The sequence below is a fragment of the Mesotoga sp. B105.6.4 genome, from assembly GCF_002896535.1.
In the GTDB taxonomy this organism is placed as follows: Bacteria; Thermotogota; Thermotogae; order Petrotogales; family Kosmotogaceae; genus Mesotoga.
The window spans coordinates 1-12,309 of sequence record NZ_JWIM01000006.1; the positions used below are offsets into that span (position 1 = coordinate 1).

The 12,309-nt window shown below is 45.3% G+C and carries 10 protein-coding genes; 3 read left to right on the top strand and 7 right to left on the bottom strand.

From position 1 onward, the window contains the following. Positions 1-178 precede the first annotated feature (178 nt). Both RJ60_RS02160 and RJ60_RS02165 read left to right on the top strand, forming a co-directional pair. Positions 179-1,255 (top strand): dipeptidase, encoded by a 1,077-nt coding sequence (locus tag RJ60_RS02160; protein ID WP_243392353.1) that lies wholly within the window; start codon positions 179-181, stop codon positions 1,253-1,255. Between the two features lie 249 nt (positions 1,256-1,504). After that, positions 1,505-1,777, top strand: a complete 273-nt coding sequence (locus tag RJ60_RS02165; protein WP_099830199.1) for a hypothetical protein — start codon at positions 1,505-1,507, stop codon at positions 1,775-1,777. A 70-nt stretch (positions 1,778-1,847) separates the two neighbouring features. Here RJ60_RS02165 and RJ60_RS02170 read toward each other — a convergent pair whose 3' ends face one another. From RJ60_RS02170 to RJ60_RS02185, 4 genes are all read right to left on the bottom strand, one after another. Beyond that, positions 1,848-3,959 carry a DEAD/DEAH box helicase gene (locus tag RJ60_RS02170; RefSeq protein WP_099830200.1) on the bottom strand — a complete coding sequence of 704 codons (2,112 nt, stop codon included), beginning with the start codon at positions 3,957-3,959 and terminating at the stop codon, positions 1,848-1,850. After that, positions 3,953-5,146 (bottom strand): BREX system ATP-binding domain-containing protein, encoded by a 1,194-nt coding sequence (locus RJ60_RS02175; protein WP_099830201.1) that lies wholly within the window; start codon positions 5,144-5,146, stop codon positions 3,953-3,955. The genes RJ60_RS02170 and RJ60_RS02175 overlap by 7 nt, the downstream gene beginning before the upstream one ends. 23 nt (positions 5,147-5,169) lie before the next feature. Beyond that, positions 5,170-7,215, bottom strand: coding sequence for a hypothetical protein (locus tag RJ60_RS02180; protein ID WP_099830202.1), 2,046 nt, complete (start codon positions 7,213-7,215; stop codon positions 5,170-5,172). An 84-nt stretch (positions 7,216-7,299) separates the two neighbouring features. After that, positions 7,300-7,782 carry a hypothetical protein gene (locus tag RJ60_RS02185; RefSeq protein WP_099830203.1) on the bottom strand — a complete coding sequence of 161 codons (483 nt, stop codon included), beginning with the start codon at positions 7,780-7,782 and terminating at the stop codon, positions 7,300-7,302. Positions 7,783-7,930: 148 nt separating this feature from the next. Between RJ60_RS02185 and RJ60_RS02190 the strand changes: the two genes are divergently transcribed. Further along, positions 7,931-8,899, top strand: a complete 969-nt coding sequence (locus RJ60_RS02190; protein ID WP_099830204.1) for a hypothetical protein — start codon at positions 7,931-7,933, stop codon at positions 8,897-8,899. On the opposite strand, the gene RJ60_RS02195 is transcribed toward RJ60_RS02190, so the two are convergent. Genes RJ60_RS02195 through RJ60_RS02205 form a run of 3 tightly spaced genes read right to left on the bottom strand, consistent with a single transcriptional unit; the run spans position 8,878 to position 11,987 of the window. Further along, entirely contained in the window at positions 8,878-9,729 is an 852-nt protein-coding gene (locus tag RJ60_RS02195; RefSeq protein WP_099830205.1) for a carbohydrate ABC transporter permease, read from the bottom strand. The two genes, RJ60_RS02190 and RJ60_RS02195, sit on opposite strands and share 22 nt — an antisense overlap. A gap of 9 nt (positions 9,730-9,738) precedes the next feature. Further along, positions 9,739-10,650, bottom strand: a complete 912-nt coding sequence (locus RJ60_RS02200; protein ID WP_099830206.1) for a carbohydrate ABC transporter permease — start codon at positions 10,648-10,650, stop codon at positions 9,739-9,741. Between the two features lie 56 nt (positions 10,651-10,706). Then, entirely contained in the window at positions 10,707-11,987 is a 1,281-nt protein-coding gene (locus RJ60_RS02205; RefSeq protein WP_099830207.1) for an extracellular solute-binding protein, read from the bottom strand. Positions 11,988-12,309 lie beyond the last annotated feature (322 nt).

Consider the following 12,309-nt stretch of genomic DNA (forward strand, 5'->3'; position numbering starts at 1 on the left):
TCTGTGCAGACAACCGAAAGGGAGGAACTGTGAACAGAGACAAGGAAGGAGCAAACAGACAAGATGAGGTCGTATGAAATCTCCTTTGTACATTGGACAATGAGGATAATCTATGCGGCTGGATAATGGGAGCCGGATGAATCGAGAGGTTCAAGTCCGGTTCTGAGAGAGCCTGGGGGTGAAATCTCCCTGGGCTACTCACGGAGAGACAATGACCGTTGCTGACGGTGAAGAATGCTGGATCGTCGAATTCTATGGAAGAGACCTCTGGGCTGGCGTAAGAATCCCTAGTGATCACTTCACAGTTGCTGCGAACAGAGCAAGGATCATGGAAGTCGATTTCGAAGATACAGAGAACGTGATGGCCTCCCCGAATATCGTTTCTTTTGCAGTTGACCAGGGCTGGTACGATCCCAGTTCAGGTAAGCCCTTCAACATAGCAGAGATTTACGCTCCGAACGACAACCTTTATGCAACTAGAAGAGAGTGGAGAGCATTCGATCTGGTAGCCCCGTCTCTGGGTCTTAGCCCTCACGACGTAAGGTTCCCTCTTTCAGTGAAGCCTGACAGACTGCTTACGGTTCACGACATATTTGTGATTAAGGGCGATTACTATCAGGGAACGGATTACGATCTTACGGTAGGACTTGCTGCCGGACCTTGGGGCGATCCTCTCAGGTACGCAAACACAAGTAGAACTGGAACCTGGGAACGAAGCATCAACATGCACAGGACTTGCTACGTCCATATCGGGCAGACAAACTCCGCCTATGCAGACCCGTTCAAGGGAATCAGCTGGTACGGTTACGGTGCGCCTGATACAACTTACATAGTTCCACTGTGGCCTATTATGAGAGAGCTTCCCAAGTTCTACGAAACAGGCAGCAGGTATGAAGAGTTCAGAAGAGACTCCGGTTGGTGGGTCAACTCTTACGTTCAGCAGATGGCTGAACTTCACTATAATCTTGCGATCCAGGATATCAGGAATTACAGGGATCCCAAACTGGAAGTTCTCTACAAGGTTACACCGGAAGTTCAAAAGATTGCTACAGAGATGTATGAGACTGATCCAGAAGGCGCCATAGATTTGATTTCCAATTATGCCTTTATGAACGCGGTTGCATGGCACGAAGAATGGAAACTGCTTGGCGACAGACTTCTTGGAAACTACGCTCTCGGATATGTCAACTTCAGATCTTCACCGTATCCCGACTGGTGGAACGAAGCTATCGGTTACGGATTCCCCGAGAGATAATTGATTGGGTATCGGAAGCGGCCCTTGCGGCCGCTTCTTTTCATTGCCTATGAGTCTTGAAACGCTTGAGTGTCCTACACTCTTCTTCATCTCAAATGACTACCCGAATAATCAAATCTGCGCTTCCATTTCGACTTTGTTCAAGAAGAATATCGAAATTGGAAATTGGAGCTTCTCACTGTACAAAAAACGTTGGACTTGTGATAACATCTGTCAGTATAGAAGCTGAAGCCGAAAGGAGTGGCAAAGGTGCAAAACATAGAGAAAATCCTTGATCTAGTTGAGGAGCTTTTCGACGAGCTTGAGAATGCAGATGTTCAAGAACTCCATGAAGCGTTGCCTGACATGGAGCAGGACGAAGTGACAGAGTTGAGATCTAGCATTGAGGATTGGATCGACGGTCTTGACGAAATCGTCGCTCGCCTTCCCGAGCTTCAAGCCTCGATTCTCGATCTAAAGGGTGATCTTGAGAGATTGAATGATTCTGTGGTAGAGATGGAAGAGGGTTTTGAGGAAGACTGATAACTACTTCTTGGGGGCTGTGGCCCCTATATCAAACGAATACAGAAAAGAACGGACCAGGGTTACTGGATCACTCTATGACGGCTCCTGCTAGCTCACTCAGAAGCAAAGAGTCAAATAGCCTGTGAATTACGTATTTCACTAGAAGTTCCTTAGGAACGTATCTTTCAAGTTTTTCGCCGAAGAGCTCGTATTGTCTCTTCAGCTCCGAAGGATTGGCCAGGAGAAAGGTAGAGAGAATCCCCGAGACTTCACGAACTTCCAATCTTGAGATAGCGAGAAGCATCTCATGCAGCTCATCAATGTCGACACCTCTTTTTATTACAACACTGTGCCAGTTCGCACTTACCGATTTGAGGCCAGAAACTGCCTTTATACACAGGGATAGAAAGATGTTGGACAAATCGCCCGCAAACGTCTCAATAATCACTCTTTTATTGGATTCTCGAAGGGAAATCAGATTTGGCGAAGCTCTGTGATTGTCAACGAAGTCAAGCAGTATTTGCGAAGCGCCCGGAGAAAGAAGCATTCCATCTGGAATTCTCATTTCAAGGAGAGAAGACCTTATAGCTCTTGCGAACTCCTTCGTCATCAAGGAGCTTCCCCCAAACCACGAGGGCGGTTTGCCACTGCTACCCTTAACTACATGAACGGTCTTCCTGTTTGAGTTGACTTCCTTGACCAAATATGAACGACCGCCGAGCAGAAAACTCATTTCATCATCAGAAGAACTGCTCAGGACGGCCGGGTGGATTTTCCCGATCTCATGTCCGTTGAATATCACAGAGTACTCAAACCCTCCCGGGAAGAGAACTACGAAATCCATCTTTTCCTTCCCGCTGCCAACAATTTCTGCTGTTGATGCACCTTGTGTTACCGATCTGCCAGTCTTTGCAAGAAAAGCCTCGTCGATCAGGTGCTTCAAAAGAATATTGAAGTCTTCAGTCTCGACTTTTCTGAAAGGGAAGGCTCTCTTAAGTATTGAGAGATCATCATGGTAAAGCGAACCTCTGTTTAGGGTAAGACCGATTAACTGGTGACCCAACAACGGTAAGTGATAATCGCTAGGCTTAAGAGGTTCGACCGAACCTACGGCCAGCATCTGCGATATTCCAAGAAGATTATAAAGACTTTGCGGATCTTCTATGAAGACCGAAACCGATGACTTGTTTCCTTTCCTTCCTGCCCGTCCGGCTCTCTGAAGGAATGAAGCAGTTGATGGTGGGATCTCCAGGAAGATCACTCTATCAATATCACCAATATCGATACCCATTTCCAGAGTTGAGGTTGCGACTATGGCCCTCAGCTTTCTGTCCTTCTTAAATTCCTCTTCGATTTCTACTCGCAAAGACTTGGACACAGAGCTGTGGTGGACCGGGGTGTCTATATCTATCGATCTCGCTTGTGCTGCAAACTCCTCTGCCTTAGACCTTGAGTAAGAAAAGACGAGTACTTTATCGTTAGTTTCCGTAAGAAGCTTTTCAAGATATTTAGCGGGAGAGATTTCTTTCTCGGTAAGAACCTCGATTGTTTTTTTGTTTCTCTTCTCATCTACCACCAGTTCCGATTCTCTGTCTGAACTTCCGTTTAGCCACTCTAGCAGCAGCTCTGGGTTCCCAACCGTTGCGGACATCGCGATTCTCTGTTGATCAATGCCGGAGAGTATCTTGATTCTCTCCATCAGAGAGGCGAGTTGAGCCCCCCTTGGAGAGTCAATGAAGGCATGGACCTCGTCAATGATTATAAATTCGAGACAAGAAAGCAGTTCTCTGTTATCACTCAAGAAGATTCCCTCAACTGACTCAGGAGTTGTTACAAGAACTGAAGCTTCCTTTGCCACGGTGAGCTTCTCCGACTGTGTGAGGTCTCCATGCCATTTCCCGACAGTTAGCCCGAAAGGTCTCAACATCAGCTCAAGACGAGATGAAACATCGTTGATTAATGATTTTAGAGGAGCTAAGTAGATGCATTTCAGTCCCCCAGAGATTTCGAGAAGTCTGTTGACCACCGGTATCATTACGGCTTCTGTTTTGCCTGATGCAGTTCCGGCTATCAGTAACAGATTCTTCCCATCAAGAATAGGAGGAATTGTTCTGTTCTGGATCTCCCTCAAGCTTTGCCAGCGATATCTGTATGAGAACAAGTCGATTAGTCTCTGATTAAGTCTTGGATCGACTACCACAAGTTATCAGCAGCCTTTACAGAGTCGGTATTCCCGATCGTGTCTGTCTCATTTCCTAGTCTTGAAGAGTCTAGAAGTTCGACAGTAAGCTTGGTGACTTCCCTAACAGACGGTCTGAGTTTTCCGTCAATTCCAGTGTATTGTTTCATTAGAGTCTCAAGAGTCTTCTCTTCGAAAGAGGAGTCTGCAGCATATGAGTAGCAACTTGAGTAGAGCGATTTTATTCTTCTGATCAGTTTTCTTAGGTCCTCTTTACTTAAGGGATCAAGGTTAAGGATAACTGTCTTTCCGCTGCTGTCACCTGATATGTTTTTCATTCTGTCATAGAGTGCATGATAAGAGGCTATGCCTCTATGTTTGTTCTCAAACCATACGTCCGTTCCTAACCAAAGAAAATAACTCTTCTGAAGAAAACCAGAAGACATCTTGTCGATTATTTCCCTTAACTGGTTGAAAGTCCTATCCCTTACGTCTCTCCTTCTGTTCATAGTTGCTTCAAGTTCGTCCATGATCACAACTAGTCCTGGCACCTGCAAAGTGTCCATTAGCGAAGTGAAAGACCTTAAGAAGTTCCAGCCGTCGTCTTGCAAAAAGTGGTATATTCCGTGCTTCTTCATGGTTCTTCTGTCGACGTTGTCTCCTACCAGGTAGGCGTAAAACTCTTCGCCGGGAGCTCCTTTCCCAGCGCTCGCAACATAAGCCGCGCAGAAATGAGAGAACATTCCATTGGGATCGTAATTGTCACGGGTAGATAGATACTCCCTCACATTACTAACATCATCACTTGCTATTTTCAGTTCTTCGAGTTCAGCGAGTGTTTTCTCTGCCCAGGCCCTAAGGAATATCTTAAGTGGATTGCCGTTGATACCGACCATTGACATATTCTTCATGATAGACCTGAAGAACTCATCCTGTTTGTGAAGGGTGTCATAGTCCTTTTCGGAAAGGCAAGATATCATCATTCCTCTTTCTCTGGAGACATATTCGGCATATCTTGCGAGGGTAGTCTTGCCCAGACCGTATTCGCCTAGAAAGACTCTGACTTTGCTCTTTCCGGTGAGGACATAGTCTATGTCGCTTTCAATTTCCTGAGTGTATCTTTCTCGACCCGTTACAATTTCCTTAACATAATCGACGGGAACCGCCGTTCCGGCTCTTATCGCCTCAAACATGGGATGGTAATCCACTGATATCTCCTTTCAACTTTCCATCATTCTTCTGAAGCGAATCTCGCTCTAAGTAAATCCCTCGTTTCTTCATCGAAATTCGTTCCCCAAACAAGCTTCGGTACATCGCCGCTAATCACTTCTATAAGAGGCTTTCCCCCACTTGTTATCTTGGGCGCGACAACGAAAACGCTCCAGAACGTCAATCCCAGCTCCTGAAGAGTGTACTCTCTCTCGGGCTCAGAAGAGAGAATCCTGAAGACGGTCTTCCTTGCCTTTCCAGCAAGGGATTCAATCTTTTCTTCCAGTTCTTTAAATCCATCTCTTTCTTCGGGCATTTCTGGAAGGTTCACACGACCTAATTCAGCCGTATCCAGCTCTGGAAAGCAATAGTTCCATTCGATTTCGTTCATCCGCTTAACCGTCCATTCAAGTTCATAGTGGAGAGAATTTATCTTCTCCAGCAAGTCTATGGATATCGGCTTATTCTTTGTTTCCGGTACTTCAGGTCCCTCAGATTCTTCTTCGGCGTCTTCTTCGATAAGCCTTTCAATGATTAGATCCTCTACCGTCTTCTGATCCTTGTCTTCGGCGTTACTCTCGCACTGATACTCCGAACGATTCTTCTGCTTCGCTTTTAGTGACGCTGGAAGACCGTTTTGTGGGTATTCCTTCCACGTAGACATAACCCTTGCCTCTCTCAAGAACTCTATGAATGTTCTTGCGCTCTCTTCTTTCGCAAAGAAAAGCTTAATTAGTGGTACTCCAAAACCTGTAGCAGAAACGGTGACAACATAGTAATTGAAGCACTCGATCCTTTCATTGTTCTTCGCTTCCTTATCCGGTCCGCCTCCAGGAAGAAGGTATTTCCAGGTATATCCGACGAACAAAGCATCCTTGCTGTCGAGAAAAGCTTCTCTCGAGAGTTTTAGCTCTTCCAGCTGTGTTCTTATCGAGTTGAATGGGAAGTTTCTCCCGGCCTTCATGAGTCCCAACGATGAGACAATGAGCTCGTCAATAGAGCAAAGGACGTAGACGCCACCGCTTTCTTCTGCCTTTATTATGCGGAACTCGCTTCTTCTTGCAGAATACCTCATTGTTTCTCCAGCGTGAGCCAGCGGCTCTTTTATCTGTCGTTCCTCGACGATTGTCCAGCAAGCCCAACCAGCCATCGACTTCTGGAATGACGGCAAGATCCTCGCACTTATCTTTTCGAAGTACCACTTTCTTGCTTCTTCCCAATGGCTTTGGCATAGACCATATTCGGTTCTTGCCTCTTTTATTCCTTCTAACCATGTAGCAAGCGTACCGTGTTTTCGAATTCCCCTTTCCAAGAAGGCTATGAAGAGATTGTCTGGCACTGTCAACCATTTCATGAAGGTTGAACAGTATCGTTTGATTTCTCTAATTATTGTCTCAAGCCTTGATAATTGTATCTCTACACTACTTTCGTCGTATTCACCAACGGCGAGTTTGATCTGATTGTCGAGGAATCTGAAAACCCCTTCTTCAGTCGGAGGGAATTTCGCGAGAAAATCTACGAGATCCGACTCGATCAACGGTAGTAGAGTTGTATCAAGGCCGAATACACTTGAAACAAACTCGCTTAGGGGAAGGTTCACTCCGAATTGCTCTGCCCTTCTACGTACCTTCTCGTATAGAATCTTGAGATCCCTTAACCCTGTAACGAATGAGTCTGATTGATTCACAATTCTGTTGGCGTAATGAACGACTATTCTCTCCAAAATCTGAGGCGCTTCTTTGAAGAAATCCAGGAAGCTCATGAAGCTCTCATCGAAAACCGGACGTTCTGTTGCCGCCAGGATAAGCGTCTCAACGAGGGCAACTGTACTCTCAGATGATGCTGAGACAAGCTGACCTTCGATGCTTCTGTATATGAAAGCGTACTTAGTATCAAACAGTCTCTTGAAAAGTGTTGCAACCATTGGTGTCTTGAGAGATATTAGAGCAGCGTTTGAGGTCTCAATAAGTGGTATCCAGCTCTTACCCTCAAGACTCTCGTTTGCTTTCTCAATAACGTCTTCAGAAGACAAAAAAGTAATGAATTCCCGATGTCGAGAATCAGACAAGATATATCCCTCACTTAAAGTAGCTTCCAAATTGATTATACTACACTTAATGAAGGCGATTTGCAGCTTCCGGAAAACACCGAATCAGCGCTCGATCTCCAGGTCTATCAGCTCGGCGAGATCCAATAATCTTTCGGCAATAAGCGCTCTATTTTGGCAAGCTCTCAGAAATCTTTGATCCTGCCTGAGGGAGGGAAGAGTTTCCCCGGCTTTTTCCAGTCTTGAGATCGCAAGAAGAAGGTAAGCTCCATCGATGAGTTTTCTGATCATGACAGACAGTCGCTCTTCTGTTTTCTCACAGGCGGCTCTCTCAATATCAGCGAAAAGGAAGTTAATAGACTCCAGAATCACTTTGAAGGAGAAAAGCAAAATGTCTTCTTTTGTTTCTAGAGGAAGAGCTTCCAACCTCCTGAGTTCTGTTATCGCCTCTGCAACTGCAAGCCTTGACTGTGAGGGATCTTCCAGGTATCTCTCAAGTTTGTCCACCGTTATTCCGAAAAGATCTGCAATTTGATCGGCGCTTCGTCCTTCGGAGATGATCTTTCGCAGAAATTCCTTCTTACCCATATAATCACCTCTCTTTAATTATATATCCTGTCGTCTCTGAGGTTAAGCGTCATTATCAAGAGGGCGAAGTGATCTCGTGAATGCCAGTGTTCGCAATTGAAGTTGTTTTTCTCCAGAAACGTACTAGAATTTAACTGGAGGTGGTGCTATGAGAAGAAGTATTCCTCTACTGGCAATTATCATTATTAGTTCATGTCTTTGCTCAACAACTTTCTACTTCGGAATGGGATTCGGCGGGCTTGTAGAAGTATCACTAAACGACTACGAATGGAAGGTTCGGATTCTTCCAGTTCCTTCTTTGTCTAGTGGAGGAGTCTTCGCCGGCGGTCTGATCTTCAATGTACTAAGAGATAGAGGATTTGCGGTGCTGCCAGCCAATCAGCAAGAGAAGTTGAGTGTAGTTGATACTTTTCACTGCGAAGCAATAGATGTAGATATTGAGAGACTGGAGGTGTTCGTTGCAGATGGAACGCTTGGCTTGAAAGTCTTCAAATTCTATGGACCGCTCTTCTATAGGCATGTCCAAACCATTCCGTTGAAGGGGTGGACAAACTCAGTGTCGTACTGCAATGATTATGTTCTGGTCGGCAGTGAACTCGATGGATTGTTTGTTGTGAGAAGAGGTGATAGCGGATTTGAGCTGATTGATCAGATTCATCCGCGTTATATTAACGATTTGGAAAGTGGATTGACCATTAATGCGGTCGCCGTATCCAAAGGAGCGTTCTACGTTGCTGCTGCTAATAAAGGCGTTCTGATATTCGAGATAAGCACGTTCGGTCTGGAAGAAAGACAAGGGATTCCTGTTGGTTACGCTATGGATGTTGCAGTTCTTGATGGAGAAGTCTTCGTCGTTGACTCTTTGGGAAGCAGGATTCTGATATTTGACGAGAGCGACCACACCCTAAAGGAGAGTCTGGAAGTTGAAAGACCCTTGAGAGAGTTAGTGCCGATATTTGACTGGCGGCAGGGCAGAAAGCTTCTTTTGTGCCGATTTGATGATTCCGTTTCCGTCATTGATAAAGAAACCTTTCAGGAAGTGTTCTCCCTGAAAGGCTCGTTCTTTGGAATAATCGAACCAAGATACCTCTTCGGTTATCCCTTTCGCGAAGAATGAAGTGAAGCACCACTGACGAAATATCTGGACAGCGCCAGGAAGAGAACAAGGATTGGAATGCTTGCTATGACTGCAGCTGCCATCATCGCACCTTCATTTGTGTGCTTTTCCGTTGCGAACTTGACGATGTAAAGGGGAATGGTCTTCATTTCCTCGCTTTGCGAAATCAATAGCGGCCATAGAAGATTATCCCACTGGGTTCTGAATGTTAGAATTGCCAGAGTCGCGATAGCCGGCGCGCTGTTGGGGAGTATTATTCTCAAGAAGATGCTGAATTCACCGGAACCGTCGATTCTTGCGGCATCAATTATCTCGTCTGGAAACGTGATAAGGTATTGTCTCATCAAAAAGATGCCGAACGCGTTCATTAGAAATGGAAGGATCAGTCCTATATAGGAGTTTTGAATCTTCAGTGATGTGGCTACCAGATAGAGAGGAATCATGATGGCTTCAAAGGGGATCATCATTGTGGCCATTATCAGCAGAAAGACAAGATTTCGACCCCTGAAAGGGAACTTCGCCAATCCATATCCTGTGAGGGCGGAAAGAAAAACGGTAGAAATCGATACTACCCCGGCTACGATGAAAGAGTTAAGAATATTTCTAGGAAAAATGAAACTCCCATCGTTTCCCCTCAAGGCCTGCCAGTAATTCTGCCAGTAGAGATCTTTGGGTATCCACGGATAAGGCATCTTAAGGATATCTCTCGATGGCATGAGAGATGCGGTAAACATGAATACAATTGGTGCAAGGATTACAATGGCGGTTAGGATCAGGAAGGCCCAAATCAAGACATCGACGATAAATGATTGCTTCTTAATGGTCTTCATCAGCACCCCCTAATAATCGACTTCTCCGCCCGATCGGCTTACCCTAAACTGAATCCAGGTGAAGAATAGCATAATAGCGAATAGCAAAACGCTCATAGCGCTTGCCCTTCCTATGTTGTGATCTCTTATTGCTGTGTTGTAAATGTTCAATGTAATGACGTTGATCGGTTCAGTAGGGGCTCCTGATTGGGTGAAAAGGTACTGCGTGCTGAACGTCTTGAGACATTGCAGCATCGACATTATCGATACTAAAACAGTTGTAGGTTTCAGCAAGGGGAGAGTAATGTGCCAGAAGTCTTTCCAGCCATTGGCACCGTCTATTTGAGCTGCTTCGTGCATACTCTGCGGAATACTTGCGAGCCCCGTTATATAAATGATTGTGAAGTAACCGATATATTTCCAGAAATAGACAAGTATTGTGGATAATCTTACCATACCTGCAGTTGCTAGCCACTTGTAGTCTTTCCCCACGGTTCCTAACAACGTGTTCATTGTTGTGTTGGCCAGACCCCTTGGATCGAAAATCAGCAACCAGATCGCTGCTGAGACCACAGAAGAGAGAACGGCCGGAGAGTAGAACGCCATTTGGAAGAATTTCTGAAATCTTCGCCTTGACATTATCAAAACTGCAAGAAGAAGACTGAATACAACAATGGGAATGAATGTGCCTAAAGTGAAAATGAATGTTGCTTTCACCGAGTTCCAGAAGTCTGGGGATTTCAGCAGGTACTCGTAATTTGAAAAACCGATAAATGTTGGTGGACGAAGATCAAGTAGTCTCTTTCTGAAGAGGCTCGTATAAAAAGCATTTATGATAGGGTAGAACGAAAAAACAGCAAAGAAAGCCAGCGATGGTAAAACAAAGAACCAGCCCCACCTTGCCTTTTTGTGCTCTATACCCCGATTGAAGATATGTCTCAAAGGTAAGGCTCACCCCTTTCGATATTAACATGCCCGCCTTTCGGCGGGCGAATTGTCTAGTATTGATCGTCCAAGACTTCTTGAACCTTTCTGCGAAGAGTGTTGAGTGCGTTTTGGGAACTTGTCCCGCTTAGCATAACGGACTCAACAGCTTCCTTAATCAACGACTGGATCTTCGCAGAGCTTTCGGAGAAGTAAACGACAGTTGACTTTTCAAGGTCTGAGATGAAGACATCTGAGTACGGATAGTTCTTGAAAGTCTCTGATTCGAGAAGCTCGTTTGTTGGAATTATTATCGCTACCTTTTCAAGGTATTCCTCTGCGTGGCTTAGCATGTATGATATGAACTTCCACGCCATTTCCTGGTTCTCCTTCGGTTTCTGGGAGTTAACCATGTAGTAATGTCCATAGTAGTGAGCCGGAACGTGATTCACAGCGTTTTCAAATTGTGGGAAGGGGACAACCATGAATTCGCCGCTTTCATAGAACTCAGGATTGTCTGCCTTTATTCTAGCTATCTGATAAAGCCCTGATGTACACATTCCAATGTCGTTGTTGTCCATATTGAAAAGACTTCTGGCGTTTTTATACGTGGGCGACCCGAGATTTTGCCCATTTGGGCCCCAGGCGGCCATATAATCGAGGAAATTGAGCCAAGCTTCATCGTTAATGATTGCAGTCTTCCCATCGTCACTTACAAGTTTTCCTCCCATCTGTTCAACCAGAGGCATGAATGCAACGAGATAATACGGATATCTGAAGTCGAAACCTCGGCGGGTGATAATCTCACCCTCTCTTATCGTTAGTTTCTCGGAGACATCCATCATCTCTTCCCAAGTCTTAGGATAGTCGACCTCGGGGTCGAGACCAGCATCTCTGAAGACTTTCTTGTTCAGGAATATGCACCAGTTGGTTATTTCGAGAGGCAGCCCGTATATCTCGCCCTCATATGTTACTGGAGCGAGAGTTCCAGGTAGATACGATGCTAAAAGACCTTCTTTACCTGTGTAACCAGCTGCTTCATAATTTACTGGAGCCACTCTACCATTAACAATATAGGCGAACTCATCTTCTACTGACATATTGAAGATGTCTGGGCCCTGGTTGGCTGCGAACGCGGTCAGAATGAGTTCCTGGATTTTCGTCGAAGATTGGGTAACCCTTTTAATAACTACATTGGGGTACATCTCTTGAAATTCCTGGATGAAACGTTCTTCAAGTGGAGTTCTGTTCGGATCTTCATGAGTCCAGAACTCCAGAACGATTTTGTTGGCGATCAGTGCAGACATAGTCAGAAGAAAAGACAGGATTAGCACGAAAAGAAAACGCCTATTCATCAAAAAACACCTCCCCATAGAATTGGAGCAACTGCTCCTGATAAAATAATACAACGTTGATGCATAAATACGAAACTTATTTTGACTGGATCTAGGCTGTTAGGAATCCTTCTTGCAGAGATAATGACCAGGGTGTGCCAAGAAGGCGAAGAAAGAAACTTCAAGCCATGCTTAATCGAAGATGAGGGAGGGCCCCTCGAAGCCGCCATGCAGGTGGAGGCTTCAAACCACCGTAAGCTGCTGTGGTAAAGAGCCATGGTAGTGAACGTTACGGGAAAAGGCGGGACAGTGATCCCGTCAGGTGAGTACCAGAGGAGACGAA